Genomic DNA, 14,865 nt, shown 5'->3' with positions numbered 1-14,865 from the left:
TTAAAGTGGATTAAGGCAGGATCAATGAAGCTTATTTACACCCATGAAAACCGTTTATTAGTTAATAATGTGAAAAACTTACTTGAACAAGCAGGGATTGAAACTCTCTTAAAAAATGAATTTAGCCAAGGTGGCATGGGTGAGTTGGCAATCTTTGACTGTTGGCCAGAGCTTTGGATCACCCAAGAAGGCAAGCTCGAGCGAGCCAAGCAGTTAGTGCATGACATCACCCACGCGAAGGAACAACCGAGTTGGTTTTGCCGTGAATGTGATGAAGAAAACGATGCCAGCTTTGAAACGTGCTGGCATTGTCAACATAATCGGCCCATCTCAGACGCAGATTGAACCTAGCCTAATCGCGGGTTAAAAAGAGGTTTGATCGGCACCGATATCAATCTTGTTTAACACGCGCGGATCACCGTCAATATCGTGGGTTAACCCGCTGATGTTATCACCTTTACCCAGCACTTCCGCAATGGGAGCTTTGAGGTGTAAATCACCGCTGTTTATGTCTGTAAACCAAGTTGATTGTGCTTGCACTACGTTGCTACTTAGCTGTGCTTGGCCTGAATTTCTTTGCTTTATTTGTCCATTAGTTAGGTTATTGCTGATTTGGTTGTTAATTGAATCAGCGAAGCGATATTCAATGGCATTGGCATATTGACTATTGAGCCAGATGGTGTTGTTGTAAACCTGCGTATTACTGGCGTGAGATAGGTAGATACCGACGTCTTTGTTGGTAACAATAAAGTTGTTACGGACAACGCCATCATAATGACCGCTAGTACCTAGCCCTAACATTATCCCTCTGTCACAGTTAATTATGACGTTGTTCTCAATTAAGGTGCCTTTCGAGTTCGACCAAAAATGGATGGCTCCTTCGGTTAAATCAGGGTTTTCTCCCGGTGCTGGGTTGTTATTGTGGATATTTTTAAAGGTGTTATTACGCACAATCCAATGATGTGCGCGATGGGCATCAATTCCTCCTGTGTACCACCACAGTGCCTGGCCAGTTGTGAACTCAAAAATATTGTGCTCAATCAGGCCATAATCCGAGGCTATATCGGGATTGTTACTGTCGGTTGATACTTTGACCATCTGCTCTTGCGAGTCGATGATGCGACTGTGACGTAAAGTGAAATAATCGGCATTACGCTCGCCTTGGATCTGGACGATATGGTTACGTACAAAGCCCTGATCGCGAAGTGGTGCACCGCCAATGGTCAGGTATTCAATTTTAAAGTGGCTAGCACGCACTAAAAACATATTGTTGTATTTAGGGCCGGCAATTTTTGCCTTGTTATAGTCACCAGACTTGCCTCGTAAGGTGATATTGGCGGCATCGACAACGAAAGTATTGTTAAGTTGGTATTCTCCATCTTCTAACAAAATCAGATAATGCCCACCTTGTTGGTTAGCTTCCGCAAAAGTGCGGTGTAGCTCTTCATTGTTAGCGACAGTAACAACTGTTTGATTATCTTCAATAAACTCACCTAGTAAAACCAAGCTCTGCGTAAGCGTTATTTCACTACTTTGAACTTGATTTGAGTTAAATCCATTGAACAAATAGCCAGGTTTGGCTTTTGTTTCTATTTTTACCGTTTCACCCACTTCATAACTCGCTTTGCTTGGCGTTACGATGATGGTGCCACCCGTATCGGGCACGGCTTTTATATTTATTGTCACAGTTTTAGACGCGGGGGGCTGGTTAGGCTGTGTGGTCGGAGGTTGAGAAGGCGCAATCGTTGGCGTTGAAGCTGAAGAGGGCGAGCTATCGCTGCCCCCGCCGCCACAAGCGATAAGGCTAAGGGTGATAACACTAAGTAAAAGCTGGCGCATGATATTTCCGTAAACAAATAAATAATAGGCAGAAACCTTAGCGATTTTAATCCGAATAAGCAACATGATGCATATTATCAGTGTTAATAAAGACCACTTAGTCACAATTTGCTAAAGGGGGAGTAGAGTGGGATGCTTTAAAATGAGGGTCAGTAAAAGGGTGTTGGCTTTAATCTGATAGGGTAATTTCACCATAGTAAGACTCGGCTTGGCTGGCGCTATTGTCGGTGTCGGTCATAATGGCAATCACGTCGATGTAGCGATAGGCTTTGCGATTCGCTTTATCACTGCCTTTGTCACCAAAATGAGTGATTAAGTCTTGATAGATGTTACGCCGCTCTTGATGCCACTGGCCAAGGGGATCCTCTTGGCCGCGCAGCGCGATCATTTTTAGGTTCGACCCAGCATAAGCATTGTTCCAAACTTGCCCTTTTGCTTGGTTACTTGACCATACATAGCTAATGGATTTAGTGCGCCAGACGAATAAACCGCCTTCGATCACCAAATAAATACGGGCGATATAATCATCGCCACTTTTGTTGCGCTCATCTAATACTGGCAGGGCTTTTTCTGCTAGCCAGCTCCAATTCAGGTAGGGCGTTTCTAACAGATCAATTTGCTGCTTTAACACTAGGCCGGAAGCTGCATTATGACTGACCGCTTTTAGCGCTAAACGGCCTTTATATGGTTGCACGCTGTAATTTGTTTGGCCTGAAAACACCTCGGGCGCCCAGTTTTTAACACCATTGTTAGCAAGATCCGTTAAGTTAATGGTGGCATTGGCGCTAAAACAAGCACTGAAGCTAACAAGCAGTGACACGTATATGCTGGCTGTGAAACCCATAATTCTACCTTTTTTTGTTATGTGATTAAGGCTTAGTTTAGCTGAATGACTTAATTAATCTCAGCTCTGCTTAAACCTGCTGTAGCCAAATACAGTATGTTTTTACGGCAAAATTTCGTTTTCAGGGATGAAAACGTAAAGCGTATAGGGACATATTTACCGCGTTTTTGCTGGAAAAACATACTATTTCGCTTATCTTGAATTCGGGTTATTTAAAACAGAAAGAGTGATTTATCAGCTAAAAAAATACCCCGTATTGACGGGGCATTGTATAGCTAATGGCTTAAATTAAGGGCTTTTAGCGGCCTTGGCGAGACGGTTTATTCGGCTTGCGTTTACCTGCTGCGCTGGGTTTATTGCCCGGATTAGCGCGACTGCCTGCTGGCTTGCCATTGTTACTGGGCTTACCTGCCGATTTACCAGCGGCTTTTGGTTTATGCGTAGGGCTAATGGTTGCGCCTTTTGGTTTTTTAGCATTTCGACCATTGGTGGTGCCGTCTTTGCGAATATCTGGCTGGTTAGGGTGCTTAGTCGCAAAACGGTTGCTGCCGTGGCGACCCGATTGGCGACGCGTACCGCGCACGTTGATGTGCTCGGCTTCGGCTGATGGGATCAAACAATCAGGGCGTTCACCAATTAGGTTTGCTTTGCCCATCTCTTTTAGCGCTTCGCGAATAATTGGCCAATTAAGTGGGTCGTGATAGCGTAACAAGGCTTTGTGTAAGCGACGTTGGCGGTCGCCCTTGGCGACATATAACTCTTTACGTTTTTTGTATTTCACCCGTGACAGCGGACTGGTTTCCGAGTGATACATGGCGGTGGCATTACACATAGGTGATGGGTAGAAGTTTTGTACCTGATCACATTCAAATTCATTTTGTTTAAGCCACAGCGCTAAATTCAGCATGTCTTCATCACTGCAACCCGGATGGGCGGCAATAAAGTAGGGGATTAAGTATTGTTTTTTACCTGCTTCACGGCTGTATTTTTCAAACATTTCTTTGAATTTGTCATACGCGCCCATGCCTGGCTTCATCATCTGATCCAGCGTGCCTTTTTCGGTATGCTCCGGAGCAATTTTTAAGTAGCCACCGACGTGGTGGGTCACCAGCTCTTTGACATATTCCGGTGATTCAATGGCCAGATCGTAACGTACCCCCGAGGCGATCATCACGTTTTTCACCCCTTTTACCTTGCGCGCTTCACGGTATAGTTCAATGGTGTGTTGGTGATCGGTATTGAGTTTTTCACAAATTTTTGGGAACACGCAAGACGGACGACGACAGTTGATCTCGGCTTTGGGATCAGAGCAACCTAGACGATACATGTTCGCCGTGGGTCCACCTAAGTCGGAAATGGTGCCGGTAAAGCCTGGCACTTTATCGCGAATGTCTTCCATTTCTTTAATGATCGACTCTTGCGAGCGGTTTTGGATCACGCGGCCTTCATGCTCAGTGATGCTGCAAAATGAACAACCGCCAAAGCAGCCGCGCATGATGTTGACCGAGGTTTTGATCATCTCATAAGCAGGGATTTTTGCTTTGCCATAACTCGGATGTGGTACACGGGCGTAAGGAAAACCAAAAACACCGTCCATTTCTTCGGTAGTCAGTGGAATCGGCGCTTGGTTTACCCAAAGCTCACGCTCGGCATGTTGTTGCACTAAGGCGCGACCCGACCAAGGGTTGGTTTCAAGGTGCATGACACGGCTGGCGTGGGCATAAAGGATCCTATCGTTGCGCAGCTTTTCAAAAGACGGCAAGCGCACTACGGTATTTTTGGCATCGTGGCGTGAGGTTTGAATACGAATAGGTTTGGCTGGCTCTTCCGCTGGATTTTGCCCCGTGCTGCACTCTGACTCAACTTGATATGGATTGCTCATGACCATGGCTTTGCCTGGCTTGTCAATGCGCGATGAGTCCACCACTTTGAAATCTTCTGGGACTTCTTTTAACATCACGGCGGTGCCACGAATGCGGGTTAGGTCATTAATCGATTCACCTTTACCTAAACGGTGTGCTACTTCAACCAATGCACGCTCTGCGTTGCCAAATAACAAGATATTGCCTTTGGCATCGGGTAATACGCTGCGACGGATCTTATCCGACCAATAATCGTAATGAGCAATACGGCGCAGGCTGGCTTCAATGCCGCCTAGTACCAGTGGTATTTCTTTATAGGCTTCGCGGCAACGCTGTGAATAGATTAACACGGCGCGATCAGGGCGTTTACCGCCTTCGTTATTCGGGGTGTAGGCATCATCGCTACGCAGTTTTCGGTCTGCGGTGTAACGGTTGATCATCGAGTCCATGTTCCCGGCGGTGATCCCGAAAAATAAATTTGGCCGACCTAGCGCCATAAAAGCGTCTTTGCTGCTCCAGTCAGGCTGGGCAATAATGCCCACACGAAAGCCTTGTGATTCAAGCATGCGGCCGATAACGGCCATGCCGAAGCTGGGATGGTCAATATATGCATCACCGGTGACGAGGATAACGTCACAGCTGTCCCAGCCAAGCTGTTTCATTTCCCGTTTTGACATGGGTAAGAAAGGCGCTGGTTTCAGATCAGGGCGGAATTTAGGGTAGTCAAAAAGACCAATTTCAGCTTGCATAAGTACATCCACAACTTTGGGGGCGCAAAGTATAACCTATCCCCAAGCCACTTCAAACTGAAGGATCCCGTGTATATTAAGGATTTTTTCGATTAGGGGTTGTTAGGGTTTAATGATGACACTTTCATCCTTATAGCTCGGCTTTTTCTGCGCGTGATTATTAAAGTGATTAAGCGAGCCGATTTGTTTAAGCGCATCGGGCTTACCAGCGATTAAAATTGGAATGCCATTAGTGAGCTGCTGGGTTTTACTGGATAGGTGCTCTGGCTTATTTAAATAACGCAGATGGATCACAGGAGTAGGAGCAAGACGTCGGCGAAAGGCGACTTCTTTGCTTCTGTCACTGGCGATTTGATTGGCTAGCACATTGACGTTAGCTTGTGCTACCTCATCCATGGTTTGCTGACGCTCTTGCTCCACCAAGTTAATCGCTTTATCTGTTTTTGAGCGTACATTACTGGTTTTTGTGGCCCAACTAAAACGAATGCTGGTCAGGGGGTCGGTACAATAATGAATTTTGCGCAATATCTGTAACGTGATCGCGCATGGCCGTAAATCATGTACCAGATTAAAACGTACATGACGGTTTTTCTGCTTGGCTAAAAAGGTTTTAATTTCGCCTTTGGTATGATTGACCTGCTCGCACAACAGCGCAAGTTTAGCGGCCTCACAATCCAGCCAAATAAACCCTGCTGCTTTGCGCGTTATTTTAAGATTGCTATTAGGATCGCCACTGTAATTTTTAATCCTGCGCCAACCAAGTTGCCGAGCTGGCTCGCCGCTGCTGGCTTCTACAGGGATGACATCAGGAATGGTATGTTGTTCTTTGCCATACACAGGTAAAGCGAAGGTATGGGCTTGCACTATGGCGCTGGTCAATACCAGTTCTTCTAACTCATGCAGTTGATTATCTAACGTGTCTAACAAAGCCGCTAATTCCATATATTCCCTTCATTTATTGGCTACGAGCCTATTCAAAGCGTAAAGCGCCTATTTGATGGCTTAACCATAACAGCGCGTCTAAATCCGATAAAGTGGCGGCTCGAATTTCCATTATTGCAGTTCCCTCTGTCTTTCGTGTTAGGCGAAGTTGCCCACGTCACTAGGCGATTACCTTAGCAAATGAGCTTGCTAAGGTAACTTGGCAGGCGAAGAGTTAGCTATTAAATCAGTATGCTTAAGCCATTGAAATGACTTTAGCCAATAATTTGGCGATCCCGGCATTGGCTTCTATAATGTTGCCCGCCAAGATATTGACCGACATGGCCTCGCCTGATGCGTATATGACACCTGCTCAGTCGGCTGAAAAATAGGTTCATTTGGTTAAACAAGACAAGCTGAAACCCAGAGATTACATTTGCTTAGAAACGGGAAAGCTGCATTGGTGATAGCCTAAACGGCTAAGTAGGATAGGATATATGGGTTTTGCTTAAAGCGGCTAGAACCACTTTAGGTAAACTATTAACGGACACTTAATTTGAAACGAAAAGATCGAGGCTGTTATTGCTCACTCTGGCAGCAGTCTCCAGAAACCTTGATTGAACAAGGTGTTAAAAAGGGCTACTGTGGTGTTTGTAATATCTGCGATCAGCAAGGCCACTTGCGCCATGCTCCTGGGGCATTCCCATATACCGACGCGTGGTGTGATCAATGCTTTAAGGTTCAGGCGGTGATTAATCTATTACAGGCTTTAGCCATCCCTATGTTGGTTGGCTCCTTGTTTTTTCAGGCTTGGTTGTTCACAGGGCTTGCGGCGCTGTTATTTGGCCAAGGGTACTGGCTGAATAACGATGGCAAAGCCATCATTAGAAAGTTGTCCAGCAAGCTAGCGGGATTTTGATTTAAGGCTATATGTATGAAAATTGATCGAAAAATGCGTTGGGTTGCTCGAATTTTGTTTGTTGCTTTCTCCTTTGTGGTGATCCGTATGCTGTTTGAAGGTGGTTATGGATACACCAGTGCTGGGGTTGAACGATATGTCTCAATTAATTCGAGTCCTATCAAATATTGCTTTGCGTTAATCTGGCAAACGTTCATCGCGTGTGTTTCATTTTATTTTGGCTTTATGGTTAAGTTGGAAGAAGTCGAAGACAAAGGAAAATCGTAACGCTAAATTCGCTAAGGTATTTCATTGTCCACAAAATCGACGTTGGCTCGTTTGGAGGTTGTTTGAGTTTAAGGAACATCGAAGTCGTGGCGTGTCAAACGTCATGGTCTGAAGACTTTAATCGTGACAAATCATTAATTGAATCGGGTAATCAGGCTCGTTTTATTTACTTATTTAACGATAAGGCTGGAGAGTCAATATGGCTGGTCCAGCCTAGCCGCTAGACATTCGATTTTCACAACATTCATCGCCCATGCTTATTTCGCCGTTTGAGAGGTGCCGCACATGACTTGTTATTAAATAGTAAGTTTTATGTTACAGCTAACAGACCAGTTAGAAAATAATGCATAGAATCCTTTCCCTTACGATTAAGCTGGGTAAGCGGAGCTGCTAATGATTCAAGGTAAGGCGATGATTTTACTCGCCAGTATGTTAATGCTAGGCGCCTGTGGTGGTGGCTCAAGCAATGCTGGCAATGCTCAGGGGAGTGGAGGAGATCAATCGCCATCGCAGCCACCCACTTCACAGCCAGATGGTCAAACCCCGCCGGAAAATGAACAAGAAAAGCCGATCACCTATCCGAAGATGAGCGTTGCACAGTCAAGTCGCTTGTTACATCAAGGCACGATGGGACCAACAGGTGCTGAAATTACCGCAGCGAGTAAGCTATCTGCTCACGCTTGGATTCATGACCAGTTTAGCCAGCCAATCACCTACCATTTGCCGTTACTTAAGTTTAGCCCTGGTAAAGATCAAGCAGGTTATATCAACCGAATTGATACATGGTGGCGAGCAAGTCTCAGCGCGCCCGATCAGCTTCGACAACGTGTGGCATTTGCCCTAAGCCAAATTTTTGTAGTGTCAGATACCGGTAATAATTTACGCAGCCAGCCGGAGGGGATGCTTAATTATTATGATTTGCTGCTTACACATAGTTTTGGCAATTATCGTGATTTGCTTGAAGCTGTGACGTTATCACCAGTGATGGGGACTTATTTAAGTCATTTAGGTAATGAGAAAGCGAATGTTGAGCTTAATATTCGTCCAGATGAAAACTATGCGCGGGAAGTGATGCAGCTATTTACTATTGGCCTAGAACAGCTGAACCTTGACGGCACGCCAAAAAGAGACAGTAAAGGCAACACAATTGCCACTTATGACCAATCTCAAATAGAAGGTTTTGCACGGATCTTCACTGGCTGGACTTTTGCTGATACTTCAAGCTGGAAATACCCGCAAAAAGATTACCTAAAGCCGATGCAAGTTTGGCCTAAATATCATTCAGAATTCGAAAAAACCTTACTTAACGACGCAACTGTGGCTGCAAATGAAGGGCCAGAAAACGCATTAAAACTTGGACTCGATAATTTATTTCACCATGAAAATGTTGGCCCATTTATCGGTAAACAATTGATCCAACGCTTAACTAGCTCAAATCCCAGTCCAAATTATGTTGCTCGGGTAGCACGAGTATTCAACGATAACGGACAAGGTGTGCGCGGCGATTTGAAAGCGGTTGTTTACGCTATTTTAATGGATGAAGAAGCGCGTGATTTAAGTCAATCTCCAGAAGATTTCGGCAAGTTGAAAGAGCCGTTGTTACAAACGATGCAGTTATGGCGAGAGCTTAATGCGTATAGTGAATCAGGTTATTTTTTAACCTGGGATTTGGCTTCCTCTCATGGGCAAGTACCATTGGGATCGCCTTCGGTCTTTAACTTTTACCGTCCAGATTATCAGCCGTTAACCTTAGCTGGTTCAGATCTTGTGGCGCCGGAAGCGCAAATTGCTAACAGCGTCGCTAGTATAGGCTTGCTTAATCACCATTACTCAAGTCTGGTTTGGCGGATTGCTAGTACTAAGGATCAACCTACAGGCGATCAAATACTGGTTAATTTATTGCCACATGTGCAGATACTTGAGCAACAGGGAGCCACAGCGCTAGTTGAATACTACAACCAAGTGTTTCTGAGTGAACAAATGAGCGAAGGATTAAAACAAGAGCTGTTAAGGGTGTTTGATTGGGCATCTAAATATGATGTGGAATATCAAGTTGCTTATTGCTTGTTTTTAATAGTTGTATCACCTGAATATACATACCAAAGGTAACCAATATGGATCGCAGAACTTTTTTGTCTTTGTGTATTAAGGGCGGAGTATCAGCAGCTGTGCTGACATCAACGCAGCTTAGTGCAATGCAAAGCTTATTAAATCAGCAGCAGTATCATGATTACAAGGCCTTGGTTTGTGTATTCTTGTTGGGTGGCAATGATTCGATGAATATGTTGTTGCCAATGTCGGGAGAAGAGAAAGCCAACTATTTAGCCAGTCGGCAACAATTGGCGATTGTCGATCCTATTAGTTTATCGCCAGTATCTGCTTTACCGGATACAGGATTAAACCCTGCTTTAGCGCCGCTGCATGAACTATTTAATGCGGGTGATTTAGCATTTGTTGGCGGCGTGGGAACCTTATCAGCGCCGACCACGTTGGACGATTATATTAATAAGCGCAGTCATATCCCTAGCCATTTATTCTCTCATAATGATCAACAAGCGCGGTGGATGCACGGTAAAGAAAAACAGAGTATTAACACCGGTTGGGGCGCGCGGATGTTGGAGTTACTTGAAGACCAGCCTCATTTCGCCAGTAATATCTCTCTAGCAGGCACCAATCCATGGCAAATTGGTAGTAAGACGTCGGCATTTGCCATGTCTCGAACAGGCCAAGCCAATATAAGTGCATTCTCTGGCACGAATACACGAGCCGTGCAATTAGAGCAAAGTGTGATGCGTCAACTTGCCGCCAGTCAAAAAAGAATGGCCAAGGTATACGGTGACGGGTTAACTCAAGGTATCGCCAATAGCCAAGCAATGAATGCCAGTTTAGAGAATGTTGCGCCATTGCCTGATTTCGGAAGTGGCCGTTTGTCTCAGCAGTTACAAACAGTGGCTAGAGTTATTGCCAGTCAAAGTCAGCAAGGCGCGGGCCGGCAAATTTTCTATGTCACTATGGGCGGTTTTGATACCCATGATGAACAAGTGACTAAGCATCCAGAGCTGTTAGCTGAGCTAGCGACCAGCTTTAGTGAGTTTAATAAAGCCATGGTAAGTTTAGGTGTCAGTGATCAGGTAACCAGTTTTACCATGTCTGATTTTGGCCGAACTTTGAGCTCGAACGGGGATGGTACTGACCACGGCTGGGCGGGTAACCAAATAGTGATGGGCGGAGCAGTAAAAGGCCGAGATATATATGGGGCACTCTTACCGCAACGCTTGGGCAGTGAGTTTGATGTAAAAGGTGGTCGTTTGATCCCACAAGTCAGTACCGATCAATACAGCGCCACTTTAGCTAAATGGTTTGGCTTGAGCGGTAGTGAACTAAATGAACTATTTCCCAGTTTAAGTCGTTTTGATCAGCAAACATTGAATTTTATGACTTAAGTGTGCATAACAAAAAGCCCAACTAATGGTTGGGCTTATGCTCAAGTAGCTAGTTTAGTTTTTATAGAGGTAATTAGTCGTTACCTAAACCTTTACCTGCATCTTTTGCGTTGATTAGCTCGATAGCATAGCCGTCAGGGTCTTTAACGAAGGCTATTACTGTGGTGCCACCTTTTACAGGGCCTGGTTCACGTGTGATGTTACCTCCAGCAGCGCGAATGGCCTCGCAAGTAGCATAAATATCTTGAGTTTCAATGGCGATATGGCCGTAAGCATTGCCTAAGTCGTAGCTCTCTGTGCCCCAGTTATAAGTCAACTCAATCACCGTTTGTTCGGTTTCTGCGCCGTAACCTAAGAAGGCTAAGGTGTATTTGTATTCAGCATTTTCAGACTGACGTAATAACTTCATGCCTAGCACTTGAGTATAAAATTCAATGGATTTTTCTAAGTTACCGACACGAAGCATGGTGTGTAATAAACGCATTGCTGACTCCTAAAATAAAAGTGATATATTTTTTATATTGCTCAATTCTACTGACTAAAGATGATGAAAAACAAGACTTAGTCGGTAATGGATCAAGTTTCGCTGGTTTTATCTTTAAACTCACACAAGTCTTCAATTAAGCACGCATTGCACTTGGGCTTACGGGCAACACAGGTGTAACGGCCGTGTAAAATGAGCCAGTGGTGTACGTCTACCTTGAACTCTGCTGGTACGACTTTCAGTAACTTTGCTTCTACTTGGTCAACGTTTTTACCCATGGCAAACTTAGTGCGGTTTGATACACGAAAAATATGTGTATCTACGGCAATGGTCGGCCAACCAAATGCGGTGTTAAGTACTACATTTGCCGTTTTTCGGCCCACGCCAGGTAAGGCTACAAGGGCATCAAGGTTTTCTGGAACTTCGCCGCCATGCAAGTCGAGTAACATGCGACAGGCCTTAATGACGTTTTCGGCTTTGCTGTTATATAAGCCTATGGTCTTGATGTAGCTTTTAAGACCGTCGACACCAAGATCAAAAATCGCCTGAGGCGTATTGGCGACAGGAAATAGCTTATCGGTGGCTTTGTTTACACTTACATCGGTAGCTTGTGCGGATAAGGTCACCGCCACTAATAGCTCAAATGGGCTAGAGAAGTTCAGCTCTGTTTCGGGATGAGGGTTGTTATCACGCAGTCGCGTTAATATTTCCAGTCGTTTGTCTTTATTCATTGTTTGCTCACCAGCATAGAAAAAACCGAATTAGGCTTTTTTATCCATTATATTTTTTACGGCAATTAAAAAGCCCATTACCACAAATGCGCCAGGGGGTAAAACGGCAAACAAAAAGGTGGATTCAGTGGTAAACACGTGTACTGTTATATCGCCAAACAAGTTGCCGAATAAAGCCTGCGCACCATGAAATAGGGTGCCATTACCTAATACTTCACGAATGGCACCTAAAGCCAGTAATACCAAGCTAAAGCCTAGGCCCATCATTAAGCCATCAAGGGCGGCGAGTGTTGGCGTGTTTTTCGATGCAAACGCTTCCGCGCGGCCAATAATGGCACAGTTAGTCACGATCAACGGAATGAAAATACCTAATGATAAATAAAGGTCATAGGTATAGGCATGCATGACTAATTCAATGCAGGTCACTAAAGATGCAATGATCATAACGAAAATAGGGATGCGAATTTCTTTTGGTACATGATGACGCACCAAAGAGACGATCCAGTTAGACAACACCAACACGGCAGTGGTCGCAATGGCTAAGCCTAAGGCATTGATAACAGTAGAAGAAACCGCAAGCAGGGGACATAGGCCCAAGAGTTGCACTAAGCCCGGGTTGTTTTTCCACAGACCTTGTAAAATAATTTCCTTACTTTCGCTTGAGATAAGCCCAGTTTTGGCTTCTTTAGAGCCATCCATTGGCTCAGCATCATTGCTAGTTACATCATCTAATTGGCTCATGACTTCACTCCACAGTTAGCGGATTGTTGATATAAGTTGTCTTTATTGAGCTGGTAAAAAAGTACTGTGTTTCTTACCGCTTGCACCACGGCTCTCGGGGTGATTGTTGCACCTGTGAACGCATCAAACTGCCCCCCGTCTTTTTTTACGGCCCAGCGTTTGTCCGCTTCAGATTCAACAGTTAAGCCACTGAAATGAGTGATCCAATTTGATTTTCCTAGATCAATTTTATCGCCTAGTCCAGGTGTTTCTTTATGCTCGAGCACGCGCACCCCAGCCACGCTACCGTCATACCAAATGCCCACCAACAAGCGGATGTTACCGTTGTAGCCATTAGGTGCGATGGCTTCGATTGCGAGGCCAACGGGTTGTTGATCTTTAAGGGCAAGCCAAGTTTGCTGTGGCTCAGTGGTGCCTAAATGTGGGTCTTGGCTGTAAAAACAACTGGCGAATAAATCGTTATTATATTCTTCAGCGGGGATCAGCTCACTGATGTTACTGATTAACTGACGCTCTATTTGTTGGTCAATCATTGGCTTAGTAAGCGCTGAAGTAACGGCAACTAACGCTGTTGAAACTACAGCGAAGACTCCTAAGGTTAAGCCATTTTTAGAAATAGACTTCATCATGCTTTTTTACTCCCATAAACAACAGGTTGGGTGTAATAGTCAATTAAGGGGACGCACATGTTGGCTAAAATAACGGCGAAGGCAACGGCGTCAGGATAGCCGCCCCAAGTGCGTATCACATATGTTAATAACGCGATGAGTAGGCCAAAAATAATGCGGCCTCGCACCGTTGTCGATGCGGTGACTGGATCGGTCAAAATAAAGAAGGCAGCGAACATAGTTGCCCCGGAAAACAGATGTAGCAAGGGGGAGGCGCTGGCATCGGGATCGCCTAAGTAGCCAATTAATGCAAACAAGAACAGCCCAGCGATAAAGCTCACAGGAATTTGCCAGCCGATGGCTTTTTGTTTGAGTAATACTAATCCACCAATCAGAAAAGCAAAGCTAACCCATTCTGTGCCATAGCCAGCGAAGGTGCCAAAAATCGGTTTCGCCATACTTTCTGAGGTGGTTAAACCGTGGCCTAAATCTGTTTTTAAAGTGTCTAGCGGAGTGGCCATGGTGGTACCATCTACGGCTATTTTGATTTGATGCAAACTGTAGCCATCAATAGAAAAGCCTGTCGTAATCATTGACCAAGCATCAGCTAAGGTCACGTTATTTTGCATTAAGGCTTCTGGTGGTGCCCAGCTGGTCATATGGACTGGAAATGAGATGAGTAGTAAAACATAAGCGACCATCGCGGGATTAAATAGGTTTTGTCCTAGGCCGCCGTACAAATGTTTTGCCACTAAAATGGCAAAGACGATGCCAATGGCGGTCATCCACCAAGGCGTATAGGGCGGTAAGCTGATCCCTAGTAACACTCCTGTTAATAAGGCACTGTTATCGCGTAGGGTTGGCAGCACAGGGCGCTGTCGTATGGCAACGATCACCGCTTCGGTTATAACGGCGAACAAACCTGCAATCGCGATTTGGATTAGGTTACCCCAACCAAATACATACCATTGTACAAAAATGCCCGGCAGCAAACATAAGATCACTAAACGCATTAGATCTGGCGTTTTAAACATTTTGCGGCCAAAGGGCGATGAAGCTAATGCAAATTTCATGATTCAGTACTGTCCTTTTGTTGAGCCTTTTTCGCTTTGGCGCGAGCAATGGCTGCAGCAACGGCTGGGTTTTTACTTGGCGCTGATTTTTCTTGCGGCGCTGGCGCTTTGTAATCGTCTTGCTCGGTAGCAGCGGACTGAGGCTGCGGCTCTCCTGTTTCAGCTTGCTGCGCAGCCTTTTTAGCTTTAGCGCGAGCAATGGCAGCGGCAACGGCTGGGTTTTTACTTGGCGCTGATTTTTCTTGCGGCGCAGGCGCTTTGTTATCTTCTTGCTCAGCAGTTGCTGACTGAGGCTGCGGCTCTTCTTTTTCAGCTTGCTGCGCAGCCTTTTTAGCTTTAGCGCGAGCAATGGCAGCGGCAACGGCTGGGTTTTTACTTGGCGCT

15 protein-coding genes and 1 pseudogene are annotated in these 14,865 nt (G+C 45.2%); 6 read left to right on the top strand and 10 right to left on the bottom strand.

The window, feature by feature from the left end; translation table 11 throughout:
• Positions 1-24 precede the first annotated feature (24 nt).
• Positions 25-345: a DUF2007 domain-containing protein gene (locus Q4519_RS18790; protein WP_303514924.1), complete on the top strand. Its 321-nt coding sequence runs from the start codon at positions 25-27 to the stop codon at positions 343-345.
• Positions 346-363: 18 nt separating this feature from the next.
• On the opposite strand, the gene Q4519_RS18785 is transcribed toward Q4519_RS18790, so the two are convergent.
• From Q4519_RS18785 to Q4519_RS18770, 4 genes are all read right to left on the bottom strand, one after another.
• Positions 364-1,839 carry a right-handed parallel beta-helix repeat-containing protein gene (locus tag Q4519_RS18785; protein ID WP_303514920.1) on the bottom strand — a complete coding sequence of 492 codons (1,476 nt, stop codon included), beginning with the start codon at positions 1,837-1,839 and terminating at the stop codon, positions 364-366.
• 169 nt (positions 1,840-2,008) lie between these two features.
• On the bottom strand, positions 2,009-2,683 hold the full coding sequence (locus Q4519_RS18780) for a DUF3047 domain-containing protein (RefSeq protein WP_232799725.1): 675 nt from the start codon (positions 2,681-2,683) through the stop codon (positions 2,009-2,011).
• A 298-nt stretch (positions 2,684-2,981) separates the two neighbouring features.
• Complete coding sequence (locus Q4519_RS18775) at positions 2,982-5,294, bottom strand: YgiQ family radical SAM protein (RefSeq protein WP_303514918.1); 2,313 nt, start codon at positions 5,292-5,294, stop codon at positions 2,982-2,984.
• A 102-nt stretch (positions 5,295-5,396) separates the two neighbouring features.
• Positions 5,397-6,236 carry a DNA replication terminus site-binding protein gene (locus tag Q4519_RS18770; RefSeq protein ID WP_303514915.1) on the bottom strand — a complete coding sequence of 280 codons (840 nt, stop codon included), beginning with the start codon at positions 6,234-6,236 and terminating at the stop codon, positions 5,397-5,399.
• Between the two features lie 535 nt (positions 6,237-6,771).
• Between Q4519_RS18770 and Q4519_RS18765 the strand changes: the two genes are divergently transcribed.
• The 5 genes from Q4519_RS18765 (at position 6,772) to Q4519_RS18745 (ending at position 10,844) form a co-directional block, all read left to right on the top strand.
• The gene (locus Q4519_RS18765) at positions 6,772-7,134 is read left to right on the top strand and encodes a hypothetical protein (RefSeq protein WP_303514912.1); all 363 of its coding nucleotides are present in this window, start codon (positions 6,772-6,774) and stop codon (positions 7,132-7,134) included.
• Positions 7,135-7,149: 15 nt separating this feature from the next.
• Positions 7,150-7,401, top strand: coding sequence for a hypothetical protein (locus Q4519_RS18760; protein WP_303514910.1), 252 nt, complete (start codon positions 7,150-7,152; stop codon positions 7,399-7,401).
• A 62-nt stretch (positions 7,402-7,463) separates the two neighbouring features.
• On the top strand, positions 7,464-7,625 hold the full coding sequence (locus tag Q4519_RS18755) for a hypothetical protein (protein ID WP_232799720.1): 162 nt from the start codon (positions 7,464-7,466) through the stop codon (positions 7,623-7,625).
• Positions 7,626-7,794: 169 nt separating this feature from the next.
• Positions 7,795-9,510, top strand: a complete 1,716-nt coding sequence (locus Q4519_RS18750; protein ID WP_303514908.1) for a DUF1800 family protein — start codon at positions 7,795-7,797, stop codon at positions 9,508-9,510.
• A gap of 5 nt (positions 9,511-9,515) precedes the next feature.
• Positions 9,516-10,844, top strand: coding sequence for a DUF1501 domain-containing protein (locus tag Q4519_RS18745; RefSeq protein ID WP_303514906.1), 1,329 nt, complete (start codon positions 9,516-9,518; stop codon positions 10,842-10,844).
• 73 nt (positions 10,845-10,917) lie between these two features.
• On the opposite strand, the gene gloA is transcribed toward Q4519_RS18745, so the two are convergent.
• The 6 genes and pseudogenes from gloA to Q4519_RS18715 all read right to left on the bottom strand — a co-directional run.
• Complete coding sequence (gloA, locus tag Q4519_RS18740; protein ID WP_232799717.1) at positions 10,918-11,328, bottom strand: lactoylglutathione lyase; 411 nt, start codon at positions 11,326-11,328, stop codon at positions 10,918-10,920.
• Positions 11,329-11,420: 92 nt separating this feature from the next.
• A complete protein-coding gene (nth, locus tag Q4519_RS18735; protein ID WP_232799716.1) occupies positions 11,421-12,059 on the bottom strand; it encodes an endonuclease III in 639 nt (212 codons plus the stop codon).
• 30 nt (positions 12,060-12,089) lie between these two features.
• Positions 12,090-12,758 carry an electron transport complex subunit E gene (locus Q4519_RS18730; protein ID WP_336623453.1) on the bottom strand — a complete coding sequence of 223 codons (669 nt, stop codon included), beginning with the start codon at positions 12,756-12,758 and terminating at the stop codon, positions 12,090-12,092.
• 38 nt (positions 12,759-12,796) lie between these two features.
• Positions 12,797-13,429, bottom strand: a complete 633-nt coding sequence (rsxG, locus tag Q4519_RS18725) for an electron transport complex subunit RsxG (RefSeq protein WP_232799715.1) — start codon at positions 13,427-13,429, stop codon at positions 12,797-12,799.
• A complete protein-coding gene (gene rsxD / locus Q4519_RS18720; protein ID WP_232799714.1) occupies positions 13,426-14,481 on the bottom strand; it encodes an electron transport complex subunit RsxD in 1,056 nt (351 codons plus the stop codon). The genes rsxG and rsxD overlap by 4 nt, the downstream gene beginning before the upstream one ends.
• Positions 14,478-14,865: pseudogene (locus Q4519_RS18715) on the bottom strand (electron transport complex subunit RsxC); the annotation flags it as partial. The pseudogene Q4519_RS18715 and the gene rsxD, both read right to left, overlap by 4 nt.

This window comes from Motilimonas sp. 1_MG-2023 (assembly GCF_030547455.1).
GTDB lineage: Bacteria > Pseudomonadota > Gammaproteobacteria > Enterobacterales > CBDFNC01 > Motilimonas.
Note: the sequence above shows the minus strand (reverse complement) of the source record. Positions and strands in the feature narration are given on the sequence as shown.

What these genes read in the sequence shown, in the direction of transcription:
- Q4519_RS18790 (WP_303514924.1), top strand. Translation starts at nt 25, where the DNA reads ATGAAGCTTATTTACACCCATGAAAACCGTTTATTAGTTAATAATGTG.
- Q4519_RS18775 (WP_303514918.1), bottom strand. Translation starts at nt 5,294, where the DNA reads ATGCAAGCTGAAATTGGTCTTTTTGACTACCCTAAATTCCGCCCTGAT.
- rsxG (WP_232799715.1), bottom strand. Translation starts at nt 13,429, where the DNA reads ATGATGAAGTCTATTTCTAAAAATGGCTTAACCTTAGGAGTCTTCGCT.
- Q4519_RS18780 (WP_232799725.1), bottom strand. Translation starts at nt 2,683, where the DNA reads ATGGGTTTCACAGCCAGCATATACGTGTCACTGCTTGTTAGCTTCAGT.
- Q4519_RS18770 (WP_303514915.1), bottom strand. Translation starts at nt 6,236, where the DNA reads ATGGAATTAGCGGCTTTGTTAGACACGTTAGATAATCAACTGCATGAG.
- nth (WP_232799716.1), bottom strand. Translation starts at nt 12,059, where the DNA reads ATGAATAAAGACAAACGACTGGAAATATTAACGCGACTGCGTGATAAC.
- gloA (WP_232799717.1), bottom strand. Translation starts at nt 11,328, where the DNA reads ATGCGTTTATTACACACCATGCTTCGTGTCGGTAACTTAGAAAAATCC.
- Q4519_RS18785 (WP_303514920.1), bottom strand. Translation starts at nt 1,839, where the DNA reads ATGCGCCAGCTTTTACTTAGTGTTATCACCCTTAGCCTTATCGCTTGT.
- Q4519_RS18750 (WP_303514908.1), top strand. Translation starts at nt 7,795, where the DNA reads ATGATTCAAGGTAAGGCGATGATTTTACTCGCCAGTATGTTAATGCTA.
- Q4519_RS18760 (WP_303514910.1), top strand. Translation starts at nt 7,150, where the DNA reads ATGAAAATTGATCGAAAAATGCGTTGGGTTGCTCGAATTTTGTTTGTT.
- rsxD (WP_232799714.1), bottom strand. Translation starts at nt 14,481, where the DNA reads ATGAAATTTGCATTAGCTTCATCGCCCTTTGGCCGCAAAATGTTTAAA.
- Q4519_RS18745 (WP_303514906.1), top strand. Translation starts at nt 9,516, where the DNA reads ATGGATCGCAGAACTTTTTTGTCTTTGTGTATTAAGGGCGGAGTATCA.
- Q4519_RS18730 (WP_336623453.1), bottom strand. Translation starts at nt 12,758, where the DNA reads ATGGATGGCTCTAAAGAAGCCAAAACTGGGCTTATCTCAAGCGAAAGT.